Source organism: Dyadobacter sp. CY343, from assembly GCF_021390335.1.
GTDB lineage: Bacteria > Bacteroidota > Bacteroidia > Cytophagales > Spirosomataceae > Dyadobacter.
Genome location: NZ_JAJUXK010000003.1, coordinates 53,105 through 72,597, shown reverse-complemented (window position 1 = coordinate 72,597; position 19,493 = coordinate 53,105). Strand labels below are relative to the sequence as shown.

At 45.0% G+C, this 19,493-nt stretch carries 18 protein-coding genes; 10 read left to right on the top strand and 8 right to left on the bottom strand.

The features are described 5' to 3' along the window. Positions 1 to 26: 26 nt before the first annotated feature. A complete protein-coding gene (locus LZG94_RS08635) occupies positions 27 to 2,213 on the bottom strand; it encodes a glutamine synthetase III (protein WP_215233032.1) in 2,187 nt (728 codons plus the stop codon). A gap of 153 nt (positions 2,214 to 2,366) precedes the next feature. Here LZG94_RS08635 and LZG94_RS08630 point away from each other — a divergent pair, with 153 nt between their 5' ends. Then, on the top strand, positions 2,367 to 4,202 hold the full coding sequence (locus LZG94_RS08630) for an LTA synthase family protein (protein ID WP_233791520.1): 1,836 nt from the start codon (positions 2,367 to 2,369) through the stop codon (positions 4,200 to 4,202). 37 nt (positions 4,203 to 4,239) lie between these two features. Next, positions 4,240 to 5,568: a tRNA (N(6)-L-threonylcarbamoyladenosine(37)-C(2))-methylthiotransferase MtaB gene (gene mtaB / locus LZG94_RS08625; protein WP_233791519.1), complete on the top strand. Its 1,329-nt coding sequence runs from the start codon at positions 4,240 to 4,242 to the stop codon at positions 5,566 to 5,568. Positions 5,569 to 5,762: 194 nt separating this feature from the next. On the opposite strand, the gene LZG94_RS08620 is transcribed toward mtaB, so the two are convergent. The 3 genes from LZG94_RS08620 to LZG94_RS08610 form a co-directional block, all read right to left on the bottom strand. After that, entirely contained in the window at positions 5,763 to 7,082 is a 1,320-nt protein-coding gene (locus LZG94_RS08620) for an ammonium transporter (protein ID WP_233791518.1), read from the bottom strand. A gap of 47 nt (positions 7,083 to 7,129) precedes the next feature. After that, positions 7,130 to 8,329, bottom strand: coding sequence for a porin (locus LZG94_RS08615; protein WP_233791517.1), 1,200 nt, complete (start codon positions 8,327 to 8,329; stop codon positions 7,130 to 7,132). 343 nt (positions 8,330 to 8,672) lie between these two features. Then, positions 8,673 to 9,020, bottom strand: a complete 348-nt coding sequence (locus LZG94_RS08610) for a 4Fe-4S binding protein (protein ID WP_215233028.1) — start codon at positions 9,018 to 9,020, stop codon at positions 8,673 to 8,675. A gap of 129 nt (positions 9,021 to 9,149) precedes the next feature. Here LZG94_RS08610 and LZG94_RS08605 point away from each other — a divergent pair, with 129 nt between their 5' ends. Next, positions 9,150 to 10,166, top strand: coding sequence for an acyl-CoA reductase (locus LZG94_RS08605; protein WP_233791516.1), 1,017 nt, complete (start codon positions 9,150 to 9,152; stop codon positions 10,164 to 10,166). A gap of 3 nt (positions 10,167 to 10,169) precedes the next feature. On the opposite strand, the gene LZG94_RS08600 is transcribed toward LZG94_RS08605, so the two are convergent. Further along, a complete protein-coding gene (locus LZG94_RS08600; protein ID WP_233791515.1) occupies positions 10,170 to 10,967 on the bottom strand; it encodes an esterase family protein in 798 nt (265 codons plus the stop codon). Positions 10,968 to 11,071: 104 nt separating this feature from the next. Here LZG94_RS08600 and LZG94_RS08595 point away from each other — a divergent pair, with 104 nt between their 5' ends. From LZG94_RS08595 to LZG94_RS08565, 7 genes are all read left to right on the top strand, one after another. Next, positions 11,072 to 11,779 (top strand): esterase family protein, encoded by a 708-nt coding sequence (locus LZG94_RS08595; RefSeq protein WP_233791514.1) that lies wholly within the window; start codon positions 11,072 to 11,074, stop codon positions 11,777 to 11,779. A gap of 35 nt (positions 11,780 to 11,814) precedes the next feature. Further along, the gene (locus tag LZG94_RS08590; protein WP_233791513.1) at positions 11,815 to 12,975 is read left to right on the top strand and encodes a glutathione synthase; all 1,161 of its coding nucleotides are present in this window, start codon (positions 11,815 to 11,817) and stop codon (positions 12,973 to 12,975) included. Between the two features lie 21 nt (positions 12,976 to 12,996). Next, the gene (locus tag LZG94_RS08585; protein WP_233791512.1) at positions 12,997 to 14,097 is read left to right on the top strand and encodes a carboxylate-amine ligase; all 1,101 of its coding nucleotides are present in this window, start codon (positions 12,997 to 12,999) and stop codon (positions 14,095 to 14,097) included. 138 nt (positions 14,098 to 14,235) lie between these two features. Further along, positions 14,236 to 15,078: a type 1 glutamine amidotransferase gene (locus tag LZG94_RS08580; RefSeq protein WP_233791511.1), complete on the top strand. Its 843-nt coding sequence runs from the start codon at positions 14,236 to 14,238 to the stop codon at positions 15,076 to 15,078. After that, the gene (locus tag LZG94_RS08575) at positions 15,071 to 16,261 is read left to right on the top strand and encodes a hypothetical protein (RefSeq protein WP_233791510.1); all 1,191 of its coding nucleotides are present in this window, start codon (positions 15,071 to 15,073) and stop codon (positions 16,259 to 16,261) included. Before LZG94_RS08580 ends, LZG94_RS08575 begins: the two co-directional genes overlap by 8 nt. Before the next feature lie 50 nt (positions 16,262 to 16,311). Further along, the gene (locus tag LZG94_RS08570) at positions 16,312 to 17,523 is read left to right on the top strand and encodes an aspartate aminotransferase family protein (RefSeq protein ID WP_233791509.1); all 1,212 of its coding nucleotides are present in this window, start codon (positions 16,312 to 16,314) and stop codon (positions 17,521 to 17,523) included. A 10-nt stretch (positions 17,524 to 17,533) separates the two neighbouring features. Continuing rightward, positions 17,534 to 18,412: an aldose 1-epimerase family protein gene (locus LZG94_RS08565; RefSeq protein ID WP_233791508.1), complete on the top strand. Its 879-nt coding sequence runs from the start codon at positions 17,534 to 17,536 to the stop codon at positions 18,410 to 18,412. A 1-nt stretch (position 18,413) separates the two neighbouring features. Here LZG94_RS08565 and LZG94_RS08560 read toward each other — a convergent pair whose 3' ends face one another. The 3 genes from LZG94_RS08560 to trxA form a co-directional block, all read right to left on the bottom strand. Continuing rightward, the gene (locus tag LZG94_RS08560; protein ID WP_233791507.1) at positions 18,414 to 18,809 is read right to left on the bottom strand and encodes a type II toxin-antitoxin system HicB family antitoxin; all 396 of its coding nucleotides are present in this window, start codon (positions 18,807 to 18,809) and stop codon (positions 18,414 to 18,416) included. 8 nt (positions 18,810 to 18,817) lie between these two features. After that, complete coding sequence (locus LZG94_RS26535; RefSeq protein ID WP_409013248.1) at positions 18,818 to 19,000, bottom strand: type II toxin-antitoxin system HicA family toxin; 183 nt, start codon at positions 18,998 to 19,000, stop codon at positions 18,818 to 18,820. Positions 19,001 to 19,115: 115 nt separating this feature from the next. Beyond that, entirely contained in the window at positions 19,116 to 19,448 is a 333-nt protein-coding gene (trxA, locus tag LZG94_RS08555) for a thioredoxin (protein ID WP_215233017.1), read from the bottom strand. Positions 19,449 to 19,493 lie beyond the last annotated feature (45 nt).

The window sequence follows — 19,493 nt, the reverse complement described above, 5'->3', positions numbered from 1 at the left end:
AGTTTATTAGTTTATTTGATTCTAATTTATTCCAAAAATAGCATTTCGCGGTATTTTGCCAAAGGCCAATCTTCATCATCGATCAGTAATTCAAGCTTATCTGCGTGATAACGGATCTCCTCAAAAAAGCCTTTTACCTCTGATCCGTAGCATTTGGCTCTTTCATAAAGGTCTTCAATATTGTTCGCTTTTTTTCTACCCTCGGTCATTTCGTGCACCAGACGTTTGATAATCACAATATGCGTGGAAATATCCCTTATGATCTCTTTAATCGGGGCCGCCTCTTCGAGCATTTCCAGGTCGGTCAGCGAGCGGGCAGTTTGAGCAAGCTTGAACTGGTATTTTACAACCGTAGAAACAATGTGATTCAGTGCCAGATCGCCTATTACGCGCGATTCTATCTGTAATTTCTTGACATAATTTTCAAGCTCTATCTCATAGCGCGCGTGCAATTCTCTCGAACTTAAAACGCCGGTCCTTTCAAAAACACCGATCGTTTTGTCAGTTTTGTACGCAAAAAGCGCATCGTATGTTTCTTTAATATTGCTAAGTCCGCGTTCCTTGGCCATTTGGATCCATTCGTCGGAATAACCGTTTCCTTCGAACAGAATGTCTTTGGATTCCGTAAAATACCTTTTCAGGATTTCAACGGTCGCTACTTTCTTCTCTTCCCCACCCGCAAGTCGCTCGTCCATCTCCTTTTTGAAATCCAGCAACTGGTTCGCAACGATTGTATTTAAGACGATCATCGGCGAAGCGCTATTTTGCGCGCTTCCTACTGCGCGGTATTCAAATTTATTTCCTGTAAAACAAAAAGGCGAAGTCCGGTTTCTGTCCGTATTATCCCTTTGGAGGTTTGGAATGCGGGTTATGCCCAATTTATAGTAGAAGTTCTCACCTTTTTCGAGCGTTATCTCTCCTTTGCTCACCAGCTCTTCGAGCATATTGGTCAGTTCATTTCCCAAAAATACCGACACGATTGACGGCGGCGCTTCGTTTGCGCCCAGCCTGTGCTCGTTACCCGCAGAAGAAATAGAAGCCCGGAGCAAATCGGCATGGTCGTGAACTGCTTTAACTACGTTCATCAAAAACGTCAGGAAGCGCAGGTTTTCTTTCGGTTTGGAAGTCGGCGCAAGCAGATTAATGCCAGTATCTGTGGACAAAGACCAGTTATTGTGCTTTCCGCTTCCATTAATACCTGCAAAAGGCTTTTCATGAAAAAGCACCTGGAAATTATGCTTGTCGCCGATTTTCTGCATCAAATCCATCAGCAATGCATTATGGTCAATCGCGAGATTTACTTCCTCAAAAGTCGGCGCGCATTCAAATTGGCCCGGCGCAACTTCATTATGTCGCGTGCGAACCGGAATACCCAGTTTCAAAGCTTCAAACTCAAAGTCCACCATAAATGCATTTACACGCGGAGAAATCGACCCGAAGTAGTGATCGTCGAGCTGCTGCCCGCGTGCGGGACTGTGCCCGAAAACGGTCCTTCCCGCCATCAACAGGTCAGGACGTGCATAGTACAGTGCTTTATCTACCAAAAAGTATTCCTGTTCAATACCCAGCGTAGGCGTCACTTTATCTACGTCCCTGTTAAAAAATTGGCAAACCGAAGTAGCCGCTTTATCCAGCATAACCAGCGATTTGAGCAAAGGAGCCTTATAATCAAGCGCCTCGCCGGTGTAGGAAATAAAAACAGAAGGAATACACAAAGTCTTCCCTCCTGCCCCATTGTCCATCAAAAAAGCTGGCGAGCTTGGGTCCCAGCCTGTGTAGCCTCGCGCCTCGAATGTAGCCCGCAAGCCACCGCTGGGAAAAGAAGAAGCGTCAGGCTCCTGCTGCACCAATGCACTCCCTTTGAACTTTTCGACTGCTTTCCCATCGATAGTAAGGTCAAAAAAAGAGTCGTGCTTTTCGGCAGTAGTACCTGTCAGAGGCTGAAACCAGTGGGTATAATGGGTTGCGCCTTTTGATATTGCCCAGGATTTCATGGCAGCGGAAACCTCGTCAGCCACCTCCCTGTCAATCGTTGATCCTGAACGGATTGCGTTCGAAACTTTCGCGTACGCCTCAGCTGAGAGCAGCGTTTTCATTACGTCATCACTAAAAGTATTTATGCCATACAGGTCGGCAACTCTTTCTGCCGGAGGGGTCAATATCGGAGCAACGCGGCCCTGTGCAATTTCAAATGCCTTGGAACGAAAAGTCATCTTTATTCAATCAGTTATACAAAATCTCCTCAAAATAAAATATTTAAGGATAGCGATGACAATATACGTTTACATTTTCGCATTTAAGTTTTGCGCCACAGGATACTTCTCCGCCATTTTTCGGAACTTTGCGACAGTTTTTGACCGACACCAATGCGTAAGAGATTAGAATTTTTTGCCCTTTACGGGCTTAGCTGGATCCTACTTTTCCAGTTTTTCCGTGTCATATTTTTCATTTACCATCATCAGAAAGCTGCTGAGCTGCCGCCATTTCTTTGGGTGCAGAGCGCAATGCATGGTTTGCAAATGGATATTTCCTTTGCCGGATACATTCTTCTGATACCTACGCTGCTATTGGTATTTACAGCGACTACAACTGGCTGGTACCAAAAGTCAGTAACTGTTTATAGTTATATCCTAGGCATAATAATTTCGATTCTGGTGATTATTGACCTGGAATTATTCAAAGCCTGGGGTTTCCGTATCGACACTACTTCGTTACATTATCTCGAAACACCTGCCGAAGCATTCGCCTCGATGGGTGCAGCTCCCGTAGTTCCGCTACTGATATTGCTTGTTGTATTGTTCGCTCTAACACTTGCCGTACTCCGCACAGTTATCCGTCGCACAGTTCCACTTTTCCAAAAAACCAGGTTCGTTTATACCATTCCGGCATTCTTACTTTTGACGGCCGCATTGATCATACCGATCCGTGGCGGATTTCAGCTGGCGCCGATGAATGAAAGTGCAGTATTTTTTTCTGATAAGAGTTTCGCCAATTACGCCGCCGTGAACGTGCCCTGGAATTATATGAGCTCCATGATCAATGCGGGTTATTCAAAAAAAAATCCTTTTGTCTATTATAATGATAGTGAGGCAGATTCGCTGATTAGGGGCTTGTATACCACGTCGGAAGATCGCCAGCAGATTGTCGATACTACCGGCAAGACGAACGTGATCATCATCATTTGGGAGAGTTTAACAGCGAAGGTAGTATCAGGTTTAGGTGGGCTGGAAAACGTTACGCCGCAGTTCGACTCGCTTTCGAAAGAGGGTATTTTGTTTACAAATTTGTACGCCAGCGGAAATAGGAGCGACAAAGGTATTGTTGCGATTCTCAGCGGCTACCCGGCACAGCCCACGCATTCTATTATCAAAACCCCTAAAAAAACACTTACACTACCTTCCTTACCAAAGGAATTTCGCAAAAACGGCTGGAAAACTTCCTTTTATTATGGAGGTGAAACCGAGTTTGCCAATATGAAATCGTATCTGCTGCAAGAGAATTTTGACAGGATTATCGACAAAGGTGATTTTGCAAAAGAAGATATGAATTCCAAATGGGGAGCCCACGACCACTTGGTACTGAACAAGTTACTTCAAGATTTAGATAAAGAAAAAGAACCTTTCTTGTCGACGATTTTTACATTGAGCAGCCACGAACCGTTTGAAGTACCAGCGAAAACGGTTATACCAGGAAATGATCCTGAAAATTTGTTCCTGAATGCACACCATTATACAGATTCGGCGATTGGCGATTTTATTAAAACAGCCAAAACAAAACCGTGGTGGGATAATACATTAATAGTAATTGTCGCCGATCACGGTCACCCACTTCCATACACTCAAAAAGCTAAGACAGGCGAATTTCATATACCAATGCTCTGGCTGGGCGGCGCGCTTGCTGCGCAAAACATCAAGGTAAATGCGCTCTGCTCGCAAACCGACCTCGCGGCAACTTTATTGGCCCAATTGAATATGAGTCACAACGCATTTCAATGGAGCAGCGATATATTCAACAAAGACCGCAAATCCTTCGCCTATTTCGCATTTAATAATGGACTGGGGTGGGTGCGGCCGGGTGGGTTTCTAGTCAGGGACAACCTGGGCGGCAATATTACGGAACGGGAAGGTTCATTGAATGCAGCGGAAGAGAAACTTGCCAAGGCTTATTTACAAGCATCTTTTGGGGATTATATCGGGCGTTGAGGATAAAAGCCGTATTTTTGCCCCATATTTTTAGGAAATGAAAAAAGTTGCATTTTATACATTGGGCTGTAAGCTCAACTATTCTGAAAGTTCTTCGATAGCGCGTCTATTTGAAGCGAAGGGACATTCACGGGTGGAATTCAATGAAAATCCAGACGTTTTCATAATCAATACCTGCTCGGTGACTGAAAATGCGGATAAGAAATGCCGCAAGATCGTTCGGGAAGCTCAAAAAATTAATCCGGATGGTTTTGTCGCGATAATTGGTTGCTATGCCCAGCTCAAACCGCAGGAAATTTCAGAGATTCCAGGCGTAGATGCAGTATTGGGAGCAGCTGAAAAATTCCGTCTCGCCGATTTAGTAGATACCTTTGAGAAAACACCGGCCGGACAGCCTGCCAGGGTACTAGCCTCGCACATTGACCAGGCAGTTGAATACCATACTTCCTATTCGCTAAATGACCGGACGCGCACTTTCCTCAAAGTTCAGGACGGTTGCGATTATCCCTGCTCGTATTGCACCATTCCGCTCGCGAGAGGAAAAAGCCGGTCAGATACGATTGAAAATATCATCAATGCAGCCCGGGATATTGCCGCGCGCGATGTGAAAGAGATTGTATTAACCGGCGTGAATATTGGCGATTTTGGTATTCAGAATGGCGTAAAGAAAGAGACTTTCCTGGATTTGGTCAAAGCCCTCGACGAAGTGGAAGGTATCGAGCGTTTCCGGATTTCTTCTATTGAACCCAACCTGCTGACTGACGAGATCATTTCTTTTGTAGCGCAATCGAAACGATTTGTACCGCATTTCCATATTCCGTTACAATCCGGTTCCAACAAGGTTTTGGGGCTGATGAAACGTCGGTACAAAAGAGAACTTTATACCGAGCGCGTCGCTGCGATCAAGGCGCTGATGCCAAATTGCTGCATTGGTGTCGACGTGATTGTTGGTCACCCCGGAGAAACGCAGGAGCTTTTTGAAGAATCATACCGCTTTCTAAACGAACTCGATATCTCCTATCTGCACGTTTTTACTTATTCCGAAAGAGAGAATACAGCTGCGCTGGAAATCAGGCCGATCGTTCCCAAAAACATCCGAGCCGACCGTTCCAAAATGCTGCATATTTTATCCGACAAGAAAAGAAGGGCATTCTACGACAGCCAGATCGGAAAAACGGGTACCGTACTTTTTGAAGATGAGATTCAGAACGGTCAGATGCTCGGCTTCACTGAAAATTACGTAAGGGTTGCGGTGAAATATGACCCGCTGCTTATTAATGAGACCAAGGAAATTCGCCACGATTATGTTAATAGCGAGGGACTTATGGAAGTTACCGAAGTTTCGGAGGAGATATTGGCGCATTAGCATTAATTATTGATCCTTTCCGTCGACTGAAGTCGACGGGTATTGATGGAACGGCCGACTTTGGTCGGCGTTTGTTGTTTTTAGAGGATGTTTCGATATTAACGATCAATTCCCGTTGACTTCAGTCAACGGCTAAGACTAAAAAAGCCCGGCCAAATTGGCCGGGCTTCGTTTTTAATAACCTATTATTAAGATTAAGCTTCTACCAAAAACTCGTCGTGCTGACTAACATCAAGACCAGTTTTTTCATCCTGCTCAGAAACACGTAACGGCAAGATAAGGTCGGTGATTTTCAAAAGAAGGAGCGAACCTGCAAATGCGAATGCGGATACACCAACCAATGCAATCACGTGATTAATAAACAATTTCGTTTCACCGAATGCAAGACCTTGATCAGTAACCAGCGGGTTAATGCCGCTCGTTGCGAAAATCCCGGTCATTAACATACCAACCATACCACCTACACCGTGGCAAGGGAATACATCAAGTGTATCGTCCAAAGTAGAACGGGTACGCAGGTGAGCCACGTAGTTACTGATGATCGAAGCAACGGTACCGATGAAAAGTGCTGCCGGAACAGTTACGAAACCTGCTGCAGGGGTGATCGCAACCAAACCTACAACCGCACCGATACAAAATCCAAGTGCTGAAACTTTCTTGCCTTTTGCAGCATCAAAAAGTACCCATGATAAACCAGCCGCACCAGCAGCAGTATTAGTAGTAGCAAAAGCCGAGACAGCCAGCGGACTTGCTGCAAGCGCAGAACCTGCGTTGAAACCAAACCATCCGAACCAAAGCAAACCAGTTCCCAAAAGAACGAAAGGAATGTTAGCAGGAGGTAATACGTGATCTTCAAGCAGTGATTTACGTCTCTTCAGATAAAGAGCACCTGCCAGAGCAGCCCAGCCAGCAGACATGTGAACCACAGTTCCGCCTGCAAAGTCAAGCACACCCATTTTGAACAGGATACCATCTGCATGCCACGTCATGTGGGCAAGAGGAGAATAGATAAAGATGCAGAAAAGGATAATGAACAATACGTAAGAACGGAAGTTAACACGCTCGGCCATTGAACCAGTTACCAATGCAGGTGTGATCACCGCAAATTTCATCTGGAACATCGCGAACAATGCGAAAGGAATTGTTCCCCAAACCGGTGCATCCAAAACGCCTTTGAACATAAAGTGGGTCATCGGGTTACCGATAAATCCGCCCATATCGTCACCAAATGCAAGACTGAAACCAACTACAACCCAAAGAACACTGATTACGCCCATTGCTATGAAGCTTTGCAGCATGGTCGAGATCACGTTTTTGTTATTCACCATCCCGCCGTAGAAATAAGCAAGACCCGGCGTCATTAATAATACAAGTGCAGCAGAAACAAGCAACCAGGCTGTATCACCGCCGTTTACACCCTCGGTGACAATTTGGGTTGGAACGTTTGGCACAAAAACACCTAAGATGCTGATCGCCAGAAGGATGATTAATGGGACGAAATTACGTTTTTCCATTTTAGTAAATTGTTATGATATTGATTAAGAAGGTATGTTGTAGAATATTAGAATTTGTAAATGAAAGCTAGACCGAATGTTGTCTGGCTGTTTTTTGTGAAGTTGCCGTCAGAATCTTCAAACTGCTGCTCTTCGCCTGACCCTGCCACTTTTGGATAAGCATCCAGGCGGAACTCAGGTTTCACTAGAATGTGTCCGTCAGCCAGGCTGATATTACCTGTCAAAGTCACTGAATTAACACTTGTTCCCATTCCGGCTCTCGTCAGCAGGCCGCGTACGCCGCTGTCATTTGTGAAATACTCGTAGCGAGCGCCGATACCGAAGTTATCCGTGATAGCAGAGTTGGCATAAACGGCTACACCACCCCAGCTTTTCGCAGCCTCAGGACCGCCAAAACCCTGGTAATCGCCCTTCTGGCTTCCGTATGCGGCATTTAGACCAAGGAGAAAATTGTCACTTACCTGGAAGCTGGTTGCGAGGTCAAGTACCTGGTAAAAAGCTTTCGGTTCTTCAAATGTGACGCTGTCAGGATTTGCTTCGTTGCTTCCGATGTAGTTGATGTAAACGTTCCAGTTATCGACCGGCTTGAAGTACAGCTGGCTGATAAATCCTTTTTTGCGGTTATTATCCCCAAGTCCATCCACATTATTAACAACTCCAACCATTAATGAAGCCCTGTCAGAAAAAGCATAGGTTGCTTTCAAACCGGCGTGGTAGAACGGGCCGTTGTTGAATAGGTTCGAGAGTGAGTAGTTGAAGTTGGCCGGTGCGTCGATCACTTCATACCCGATGTGCGTTCCGAACTGCCCCGCGGTCATCGAAAATTTGTCTGTGAATTTGTAGGTGAAATAAGCTTGTTTGATAGCGAGTGCGGTGCTGAACAAGGCATTTCCGTAGTTACCCATATTCGCATTAGGTCCGAACGACAGATCGACTACCGCCTCAGACTTCGAATTCGTGTAAGCTACTTTCGCCTGCACGAGTCCCAGAGAGAATTGTCCTGATCTCTGATCAAAAACCCTTGCATTGGTTGCGCCCATGTTGGACCGTGACGCAGGCTTGTTGAAGTTGGCCATATAATAGGAATCCAGATATCCGGAAAAGGCAAATGCTCCTTTTCCTTCTTCCTCGTCCACTTCAACGGCAACAATTGTATCAGCTTTCATAATCGTCTTGTCTTCTCCCGACTTCGCAAAACCCAAAAACGAGATCATTAAAGATAATACTGTACAATAGACTTTTTTCATAATTATATTCTGTTTAAGTGAGGACTACTTTCCGGCTGTAATTATAGATCAAATATTATCCATTAATTATATTTTTCAAATAAAGACACAAGAATTTATCTGGAAAAATACAATTATCATGTTTTTTTCCAGTTTTTTACAGCTTTTGAAACATAATAATGGCATTTCTATCTATTTTCATGTCAGAATTAATATTCTGTATTACTGGTAATACACAGAATATTATTCATAGCCAGCGAAAGTATTTATTAAGAAATTTATTATTATAATGCCATTTAGGAACACAACGGGCACAAAAAAAGCCCCGCAGTGAGCGGGGCTTGCAAATATCAATATGGGAAGCTTATTCGCCGTGCATCCAGGCTTTCTTAGCCAGCAGCGTATCTTCCTCTTCTTCATTCTCAGGATCGGGCACGCAGCAGTCAACCGGGCAAACAGCAGCACATTGCGGCTCTTCATGAAATCCGACACACTCGGTACACTTATCTGTTACTATATAATAGAATTCGTCAGAAACTGGTGACTGTTTTTCTTTTCCGCTTACCACGGTACCATCGCCAAAATCCACTTCATCTAAATTGGTACCATCGCCCCAGGTCCATTCTACACCGCCTTCATAAATCGCTGTATTGGGGCACTCTGGCTCGCACGCCCCACAATTTATGCATTCATCGGTTATCATTATAGCCATAGTCGCCGGATTGTTTATATTTGTTGCTATTTCTACTGTTTAGAATAACAAATATAACTATTTATAGTTTCCCAACAATCGGAAAAAATAAAACGGTAGGTGAATAAAACTTTTTATAATCCAGTCAGAATGCTATCGAGAGTCCAGAGAATAAATGCTTTTGTAAATCTTGGAAAATTCATTACTAGCCCGGAGAACCAGGAAATCGTTGAAGATTGGGTAGCTTATGCCAAGAGCAGGAACAACTGGTTTACTCCTGAAAACGTTACCCGGTCACTCGAAGCGATTGCCCGGGAATATTTATCCCGCGAGCACCTTGAAAAATGGGCAGCACAATATCCCGAGCCCGTTTTGCCTAAAAAAGTTGGTGTTGTAATGGCCGGCAATATTCCTGCGGTCGGTTTTCACGATGCGCTAAGTGTGCTCATCAGCGGACATATTCTATTGGTAAAACCAAGTTCAGACGATACCATTCTGATCACTGCCCTTTTGAATAAGCTGGTGGAAATTGAGCCGGAACTGACAGAATCCATCGTATTTGTAGACAGACTCAATGATTCCGACGCTTATATTGCCACGGGCAGCGACAATACAGCGCGCTACTTTCATTATTATTTTGCCAAAAAACCTAATATAATCCGCAGAAACCGGACGTCGGTCGCGATACTTACCGGTGACGAAACTTCGCAGGAACTGGAAGCTCTGGGCAAAGATATACTTCAATATTTCGGGTTGGGCTGCCGCAATGTGTCGAAAGTGTTTGTTCCCTCAGGATATGATTTTACCAAGTTTTATGAATCTATTCAGCACATGGATTCCCTGTTTTTGCATAATCACAAATACTTCAATAATTACGAATACAATAAGTCGATTTTCCTGATTAACAGAGTCCCGCACGTAGATAACGGGTTTTTGATGATCACAGAAAACAAGGCGCTCGTTTCACCGATCAGCGTTTTGCATTTTGAAACATACGACGATTTGGAAGCTGTCAAATCAGCACTGAAAGAAGCAGAAGAAAAAGTTCAGTGCGTGATCGGGCCGGCAGATTTGCAAGGTATCCTTCCATTTGGAAAGTCTCAGGAGCCCGGTCTTTTCGATTATGCCGACGGGGTTGACACTATGGCATTTCTAAGCAAGCTGTGATATTTATTCCAAAACCTGAGAAACCCACTGCAAAAACCGCGGCATAACCTGTCCCCAGGTGGCAGGATTATGTTGACCGCCGACCACCTCAGTATAAAACACATCACGGTTCCAGGCCAACCCTTTACGCTCCATTTCCCCGATGCATTCCAGCGTATCCTGCACAGAATCGATCACACCATCGCCGTCGCGGTCGTCATTTTCGTCATTTGAGCCGCATTGAAACCAGCATTTGAGTTTGGGCGGCGTGGCGGTTTCCCTGATTTGAGCATGCATAATGCGATCAAAATCCTCGTATCCGTCACTAATTGCCTTTTGTCGCCACCAAAGTGAACCGGATAATATGCCCGCGATGGAAAACTGTTCAGAGTGGTTCCAGGCAATATCCAGCGCCATAAGTCCGCCGAGCGAAAAACCTGCGTATGCATTTCCGGACGAACGGACCTGGTATTGCTCCCGGAGAAATGGCAAAAGTTCGCTGATCACAAAATCTGTCGTCGCCCCCGCCTCTGCGCCCCGGCCTGCATAGTCGGCGCGTATTGCGGTTCCATATTCATCGATCCGCCTGTGATTCGCGTGGATCCCCGCAATGATCATCGGCCGCATTTCCTGTTCATGCTGCATACGAGCCGTCGTTTCAGACAAGTTCAATGCAGGAAAATCCTGTCCATCGTTAAATAGTAGCAAAGGGTAAACGGAAGATTTATTGAAATCAAGCGGAAGCAGAATAGTAACATCCACCTCCCGCTTCAAAAAGTTGGAATAAATGTGGGTGTGGATGAAAGAAAGGGAAGAACTCAAACCTGTGGAACTGTTGACTGAGACAAAAAGAACGCGCAAGTTATTAATTTGCTTCCTATGATTTGTTTTGTATATTTCATTTATCAATAATCCGACCTAACCAATTGGAAGAGCAGCACATAAAATACTATTCCCACCACCTCGAAAGGGATATTGACCTGCTCATTTACGGAAATTGGGGCTACCCTATCATCGTCTTTCCGACTACCCTGGGTCGCTACTACCAGGCCAAGGATATGGGGCTGATCGAGTCAATCCGGCCGCTGGTCGAGTCGGGAAAATACAAGGTATATTGTGTGGATTCTATTGATGCGGATTCGTGGTACGCCAAGCATATCAATCCACAATACCGCGTTTTGAATCACAATCAGTATGACAAATTCCTAAATAACGAGCTGGTCCCGCATATACGGACTGCATGCAATGTAGAAAAGGTAGGTGTCGCGGGATGCAGTTTTGGCGGATTTCACGCGGCTAATTTCGCATTCAGGCACCCGGAGCAGGTCGCGTATCTGATCAGTATGAGCGGCGCATTCGATATCCGCAGCTTTACAGACGGATTTTATGATGATACCGTGTATTTCAACAATCCGGTAGATTTCATGCCAAACGAGCAGGGCTGGCGTTTCGGCCACATGAAAATTGTGCTCGGTACCTCTGAGTGGGACATTTGCCTGGAAAGCAATGTGAAGATGTCCGGTATATTGAATGCGAACGGAATCGATCACTGGCTCGATATTAGAGGCTGGGAAAAACACGACTGGCCGCTCTGGAACAAAATGTTCCCGGACTATCTTTCCAGGATCATGTAAGCAGACTTATCAATAACAAAACCAGAATTTTGAGTATGAAAAAAATAGGGATACTATTTGGAATGGAAAATACTTTTCCAAACGCATTTATCGAAAGAGTTAACAGTAAAGGTGAACCAGATATCATTGCAGAGGCAGTGAGCATAGACAAAGTAGCTCAGGCAGCGCCAACCGAATATGCAGTAATTATCGACCGGATTTCGCAGGATGTGCCTTTTTACAGGGCTTACCTAAAAAATGCAGCGATTTCTGGTACAGCAGTGATCAATAACCCTTTCTGGTGGAGCGCCGACGAGAAGTTCTTTAATAATGCGCTGGCCGAAAAAATAGGTGTTCCGGTTCCAAAAACAGTACTGCTTCCTTCGAAAGAGCGCCCCGACGGTACTTCCGAAACATCTTTCCGTAACCTTGCATTCCCGATGGCCTGGGAGGAAATATTTGAATATGTGGGCTTCCCGGCCTACATGAAACCCCACGATGGCGGCGGCTGGAAAAGTGTGTATAAAGTTGTAAATCCGCACGATATGTGGTTTAAACACGAAGAAACGGGCCAGCTGGTCATGATGTTGCAGGAGGAAATTGAGTTTACAGACTACGTTCGCTGCTATTGCATTGGCCAGAAAGACGTACTGATCATGCCCTACGAACCGCGCAATCCGCATCATTTAAGGTATGCTTCCGAGTTAAAGGCCACTGGCGAAGAAAGGGAAAAGTTGCTGGAAACGATCAAAGACTATACATTGAGATTAAACCAGGCGCTGGGCTACGACTTCAATACCGTAGAATTTGCAGTGCGCGACGGAATACCTTACGCAATAGATTTCTGTAACCCGGCACCCGACGCCGACATTTATTCCGTAGGCCCCGACAATTTTGAATGGGTAGTGGAAGCCGCCGCGAATATGGCGATCGAACGAGCAAAGCAGCAGGTTCCCGGACAGGTTAACCTTACCTGGGGTACTTTCATGAAAGACGCAATTCAAACTGCTCCGTCTCAAAAAGCTTCCGAGCCGACACCAGAGCCTATTCCATCGGCCAAAGAAGTGAATGTGAAAGCGGTTACACCGAAAAAATCGGTGAAGCCGCCGAAAGCGGGCGGGGACGAGCCAATTGCAGAACCGGATCCGCAAATGCCGACAGAAAGAGCAGCTGCAACAAAAGCGCCGGCTAAAAATTCCAAGTTGAAAAAATCCTGATCCAGCATTTATAGTATCCTTATGCCCAACTTCACACTTGGAATTGAAGAAGAATTTCAGACAATAGATCCCGTGACGCGCAACTTGCGGTCGCACATGTCCAAACTGGTTGAGGACGGAAAAATCACCTTAAAGGAGCGGGTAAAGGCAGAAATGCACCAGGCAGTGGTAGAAGTTGGGACAAATATCTGCCATAATATTCAGGAAGCGCGCGAGGAAGTAACCTACCTGCGCAAGATGATCCTGGACCTGGCCAAAAAACAAGATTTGCAGGTCGCAGCGGCAGGTACACATCCATTTGCCGACTGGGTGGATCAGCTGATCACCGATGATCCGAGATACGATGAGATTATTGACGAAATGCGCGATGTCGCACGCGGCAACCTGATCTTCGGGCTACACGTGCACGTCGGACTGGAAGATCGGAACGAGGGAATTCAGATAATGAATGCTGTCAGATATTTTCTTCCGCATATATATGCATTGTCTACCAACTCACCTTTCTGGTGTGGCCGGAATACCGGTTTCAAATCTTATCGGTCGAAGGTTTTTGATAAATTTCCGAGAACCGGTATTCCGGATTTTTTTTCGAGCGCGTCGGAATATGATGAATATGTAAATCTGCTCGTCAAAACGAAATGCATTGACAATGGAAAGAAGATCTGGTGGGATATTCGTGTGCACCCGTTTTTCAATACTATTGAGTTCCGGATGTGCGATGTGCCGATGCGAACGGACGAAACGATCTGCCTGGCCGCCATTATGCAGGCTTTGGTAGCGAAAATTTACAAGCTGCACCGGATGAACCTGAGTTTCCGTATTTACGACCGCATGTTGATTAATGAAAATAAATGGCGCGCAGCGAGGTACGGTATTTCGGGGAAATTGATTGATTTTGGGAAACAAGAGGAGGTCGAATACAAATTGCTGGCCGGCGAGCTGCTTGAATTTATAGACGATGTAGTCGATGAGCTGGGGAGCCGCAAGGAGATTGAATACATTCACAAGATCATGGAAATGGGAACCGGCGCGGACAGGCAACTCGCTGTTTTTGAGGAAACCGGAAGCATGAATGCAGTAGTAGATTATATCGTAGCAGAGACAAAGATCGGGCTGGACTAACAGGTTTCAGCGCCCATTTAATACCTGAAACCGAACTTATACCGATTGGTTTTGTTTAAATATTTTACAGAAAAAGAAATTAACCAGGTTAAATGCTGCCAGCTGGCAACCTTACGCTAAGCTGCAAGCCTCATAAAAATGAACGACAATACAAGACATTTCCGGATTGCTATCCTGGATATGTACGACGGTTTCGAAAACGAAGGAATGCGTTGCATTAAGAAAATCGTCACCAATTTCGGTGAGCGGGAAACTGTGCCTGTTACCTACACCGTTTTCAACGTGAGACAAAATCTCGAAGTACCGGATATGAGTTTCGACGCTTATATTTCTACGGGTGGCCCAGGGAATCCTTCACCTGTTGGAGACTTATGGGAGAAGAAATTTTTCACATTCCTGGATCAGCTTTTTCAATATAACTTAAGGCGTCAGAACCGGGTCAAAAAGCACCTTTTTCTGATCTGCCACTCATTTCAGATGGCGTGCATCCACTGGCAGCTGGCTGGTGTTAGTAAGAGAAGAAAGACTTCATTCGGGACTTTTCCTGTATATAAAACGAGTTTAGGACGCAAAGATCCAATGCTGAACGCGCTCGCGGATCCCTTCTGGATCGTAGATTCGCGCGATTTCCAGGTGACGCAACCTAATCAACATGCATTTGATAGTATGGGGGCGAAGTTACTTTGTCTGGAAAAAATGCGCCCGCACGTGCCACTGGAACGGGCTATAATGGCAATTCGCTTTTCAAACGAAATCATCGGGACACAATTTCATCCCGAGGCAGACGCTGAGGGAATGCTGAGATACTTTTTAAGAGACGATAAAAAAACAAGCATTATCGCCGCACACGGGGAAACGAAATACAATGATATGATCGCGCATTTAAACGATCCTGACAAAATATCGATGACGGAATCCGTTATTCTTCCTGCGTTTTTGAAAAATGCGCTGAACAAATCTTTCGCTCTCGCCTATGCATAAGCTAGCCCGGGAAGCATTCAATCAATCATTTTCTGAAAAGAAATACCAGGATTTTGCGGCTTACATCGAATCCTCTTTTCCGGGGCAACTGGAATTTCGCATAGCTGAAACGCCGGTTTTTGTGCCTGCGGACCTGAAAGAAAAGATATTGCGAACTTCCGACCAGATTATTGAAACGCTCCGTTCGCCGGATTTTGTGGCGAAAACGGATCGCGCAGTTCCTGGTAATCAATACGTTCCGGGTGAAAACGCACATACTTCCTTTCTGGCGATCGACTACGCAATTTGCAAAAACGAAAATGGAGAGCTCGAACCTCAATTAATTGAATTACAAGGTTTTCCATCGGTTTTTGGCTATCAGGCATTCTTGTCAGAAGCTTTTAAGACGCATTTTGATATTCCACAAGATCTTGAATATCTTTTCGGTTTGGCGAATTACAGTGAATACGCCGCCAAATTGAAATCGCTTATTCTCGCCGGCGAAGATCCGGAATCAGTTATCCTTCTTGAAATTTTTCCGGACAAACAAAAGACAAGGATTGATTTCGCAGTTACGGAGCAAATGCTCGGCATTAAAGCTGTTTGCTATACCAAGTTGATTCGGGAAGGAAGAGAACTATTTTACGAAAAGGATGGGCGGAAGATCAGGATTAAAAGGATCTATAACAGGCTCATTTTTGATGACCTGCTGAATTATCCGGATCTGATTACAAATTATCATTTCACGGACGAAGTGGACGTTACCTGGGTCGGACATCCTAATTGGTTTTTTCGGATCAGTAAATTCTCAATGCCCTTTTTGCAGGGTCCATACATTCCTGAGACGAGATTTGTAAGTGATTACCGGGGAGAATTTCCGTCGGATCTGGAAAATTTCGTTTTAAAACCGCTTTTCTCCTTTGCAGGCTCAGGCGTGAAATTGCACATCACCCAGGCTTATCTGGAAGAACTTGCTGATCCTGAGAACTACATTTTACAGCGCAAAGTGGTGTACGAACCTGTTATTCAGGCGCCCGACGGGCTTGTGAAATGTGAGATCCGAATGATGTACGCCTGGAATGACGACTCCGAAAAGCCAGAACTGCTAATTAGTCTGAGCCGGCTCAGCCGGGGTGAAATGATCGGTGTGCGGTTCAACAAGGATTTCACGTGGGTAGGAAGCAGCGCAACTTTTTTTGAATAATCAGCTCAACGTAAAAGTAAGATACTGCAAAAAAGTATTAATAGTATATAATGTATATTACACATAGGCAGCAGTTCTTTGACCATCTGGCCCAAACTTCGGACTACCCATTGGCACTTGAAATAGAGAAAGCGGAGGGTGTGTACATGTTTGGCGCAGACGGAAAACAGTATATTGACCTGATTTCAGGTATTGCGGTAAGTAACGTCGGCCATCGGCACCCGAAGGTTATCGCTGCGATTCATGAGCAGTTAGAAAAACATATGCATTTGCTGGTTTATGGCGAATTCGTGCAGAGTGCGCAGGTGAGATTGGCGAGCACATTGGCTAAAACACTCGATTTGTCCCCTCCTAACCCCTCGCCCTTTGGCAAAATTGACAATGTGTATTTCACGAACTCTGGAACGGAAGCGACCGAGGGAGCGATGAAACTGTCAAAACGATTTACCGGACGTAGCGAATTTGTTTCCTGCTTCAATGCATATCACGGCGCTACTCAAGGCGCTTTGAGTCTGGTCGGCGCCGAACCTTTTAAACAGAACTTCCGTCCGCTTCTGCCAGGAATCAGACATATTCGGCATGGAGTACTTGCTGATATTGAACAAATTACGGGTAAAACAGCCGCAGTTGTGATCGAGGTGATCGGCGGTGAGTCGGGCATAAGCGTTCCGGAGATTGAATATATGATCCAGCTTCGCAAGCGCTGCTCGGAAGTTGGCGCACTGCTGATCCTGGACGAGATACAAACGGGCTTTGGCCGCACGGGCTCTTTCTGGGCTTTTGAACAATTTGATATTTACCCGGATATTTTACTGAGCGCGAAGGGAATGGGCGGCGGAATGCCGATCGGCGCTTTTATGGCATCACAGGAAGTAATGAGCGTTTTTAAAAATAATCCTATTCTCGGACACATTACGACGTTTGGTGGCCACCCGGTAAGCTGCGCTTCGTCGCTCGCTGCGTTGGAAGTAGTATTGGAGGAAAACCTGCATACCACTGCAATTGCGAAGGGTAGCCTTTTTAAATCCCTATTACAACATTCCGAAATTAGCGAAGTAAGAGGGAAAGGATTGATGTTAGCTGCTCAGATGGCATCTTTTGAAAAACTAAAAAATACAATCGACCGATGCATTGAAAACGGAGTGGTGACCGACTGGTTTCTTTTCTGCGACAACGCAATGCGAATCGCCCCTCCGCTCACCATTACGGAGGAGCAGATTCGGAAAGCGTGCTCGGTGATCATTGATGTTTTGAACAACTAAACCTTGACTTATGGAATATTCGATAGAAAATGACAGTCTTAAAATCAGCGTGAAAGAGACCGGCGCTGAACTGTGCCGCATTCAGTCAAAAGTTACGGGAAAGGATTTTTTGTGGGACGCCGACCCGGCCGTTTGGTCGAGCTATGCACCGGTCTTATTTCCTGTAATAGGCGCGATTAAAAATGGTTTTGTTAAATACAAGGGTCAGGAATATGCAGTACCTCGTCACGGGATTGTTCGCAATAACGACAATGTGAAGCTTGTCGATCGCTCTGAGACAAGTCTTACTTTTGGTTTGAAATACTCCGATGAAACGCTGGCTATCTACCCTTTTGAATTTGAGTTCAGGATAACATATAGTTTGTCAGCGCATAAGCTAATTGTAAATCACGAAATTACAAATCAGGGAACCGGAGAAATGCTTTTTTCCCTCGGCGGCCACCCAGCGTTCAAATGCCCGATGAATGCCGGCGAAACTTATGAAGATTATTACCTTGAATTTGAAGCTATTGAAAATGATTCTACGTGGTTACTAACCAAAGATGGACTGGTAGGAACTGAAACCAAAAAGATATTCGATAACACCAATATCCTGCATTTGAATCACCATTTGTTCGATAATGATGCATTGATCTTCAAGCATTTGGTATCCAAACAGGTAAGTTTGCGAAGTACCGTATCCCCACAGGTAATAACCGTCCATTACGATGACTTCGCCTATCTCGGCATCTGGGCCAAGCCGAACGGAAATTTTGTCTGCATAGAGCCCTGGCTTGGAATAGCAGATAGTGCGGATTCCGATCAGAATTTCGAGACGAAAGAGGGAATATTAAAGTTGCCGGCTGGACAAGATTTTAAGGCGGGTTTCACTATCGAGATAAACGAATAGGCTAGAGTTGAACTGCCAGCAGCTCGCTTCCTAGTTGGTGAAGCGCAGCTTCAATGCGCTTTGCCTGAGCCGGACGCGGCTTTTTCAGTCCGGAAGCATAATGGTTGAGCAATTTCTCGTTTATCCCAGTCAGTTTCGCTATCCCGGTTTGGTTAAAAATTCCCTTATAGTATTGCAAAAAGCTACCAACATCCAATTTCCAAACGAGTTCGTACTCGCCCTTCAACGCTGATGGGATGTTTTTATCGTCAAAAGATTTGACGATCTCAATGCATTCGAGAATAGATTGCTTTACTTCCTCAATTGTGTCCCCACCGCCGTATATCTTGGCAACGTTCTCAGCATATGCTCCGAAATGATCTTTACTACGCCCGATATTTATTTTAATCTTTTTCATAACCGATCTTATTTTTTCAACTTCATATCTTTAACAATCCTCTTACGAAGCATTTCAAACATTTCCTTACCTCCGTGAAACGGAACAGAATAGTTTACACCATCTTTATGATAAGTATAGTGGCTTCCATTTGACCTAATGCAAACCCAGCCATTCCTTCGAATGAGTCTGTGAAACTCCGAGCTTTTCATTGATATAGTGTGCGTGTTAGGTGGATAAAAGTATACAATAATATACCTTTTCGCAAACACTCACAAAAAAAGCCCCCAATCGGGAGCTTTCATTTATCTATCGGTAGAAGGCTGTTTATACAGTAGCTTCGATTTGTGCATTCAACTTGTCTTCAAGCGTTGTCTTAGGAACAACACCTACAACTTTATCAACTAACTGGCCGTTCTTGAAGATCATCAGGGTTGGGATGCTGCGAATACCGAATTTCGCTGGTACCGAAGAGTTCATATCCACATCCATTTTACCGATCACCGCTTTGCCTTCATATTCTCCGGCAAGTTGTTCTACAACCGGCCCGATCATCTTACAAGGTCCGCACCATTCTGCCCAGAAATCAACAAGTACTGGCTTGTCGCTTTGGATCAGTTCTTCAAAGGTGCTATCGGTAATTTCAAGTGCTTTTCCCATGTTACAAAATGTCTAATGTTTTTTTATAAATCTGATATAATAAGG

Coding starts and splice junctions, on each gene's coding strand:
- LZG94_RS08575 (WP_233791510.1), top strand. CDS start 15,071: ATGCATAAGCTAGCCCGGGAAGCATTCAATCAATCATTTTCTGAAAAG.
- LZG94_RS08570 (WP_233791509.1), top strand. CDS start 16,312: ATGTATATTACACATAGGCAGCAGTTCTTTGACCATCTGGCCCAAACT.
- LZG94_RS08580 (WP_233791511.1), top strand. CDS start 14,236: ATGAACGACAATACAAGACATTTCCGGATTGCTATCCTGGATATGTAC.
- LZG94_RS08560 (WP_233791507.1), bottom strand. CDS start 18,809: ATGAAAAAGATTAAAATAAATATCGGGCGTAGTAAAGATCATTTCGGA.
- LZG94_RS08565 (WP_233791508.1), top strand. CDS start 17,534: ATGGAATATTCGATAGAAAATGACAGTCTTAAAATCAGCGTGAAAGAG.
- LZG94_RS08585 (WP_233791512.1), top strand. CDS start 12,997: ATGCCCAACTTCACACTTGGAATTGAAGAAGAATTTCAGACAATAGAT.
- LZG94_RS08630 (WP_233791520.1), top strand. CDS start 2,367: ATGCGTAAGAGATTAGAATTTTTTGCCCTTTACGGGCTTAGCTGGATC.
- LZG94_RS08590 (WP_233791513.1), top strand. CDS start 11,815: ATGAAAAAAATAGGGATACTATTTGGAATGGAAAATACTTTTCCAAAC.
- LZG94_RS08605 (WP_233791516.1), top strand. CDS start 9,150: ATGCTATCGAGAGTCCAGAGAATAAATGCTTTTGTAAATCTTGGAAAA.
- mtaB (WP_233791519.1), top strand. CDS start 4,240: ATGAAAAAAGTTGCATTTTATACATTGGGCTGTAAGCTCAACTATTCT.
- LZG94_RS26535 (WP_409013248.1), bottom strand. CDS start 19,000: ATGAAAAGCTCGGAGTTTCACAGACTCATTCGAAGGAATGGCTGGGTT.
- LZG94_RS08615 (WP_233791517.1), bottom strand. CDS start 8,329: ATGAAAAAAGTCTATTGTACAGTATTATCTTTAATGATCTCGTTTTTG.
- trxA (WP_215233017.1), bottom strand. CDS start 19,448: ATGGGAAAAGCACTTGAAATTACCGATAGCACCTTTGAAGAACTGATC.
- LZG94_RS08610 (WP_215233028.1), bottom strand. CDS start 9,020: ATGGCTATAATGATAACCGATGAATGCATAAATTGTGGGGCGTGCGAG.
- LZG94_RS08620 (WP_233791518.1), bottom strand. CDS start 7,082: ATGGAAAAACGTAATTTCGTCCCATTAATCATCCTTCTGGCGATCAGC.
- LZG94_RS08635 (WP_215233032.1), bottom strand. CDS start 2,213: ATGACTTTTCGTTCCAAGGCATTTGAAATTGCACAGGGCCGCGTTGCT.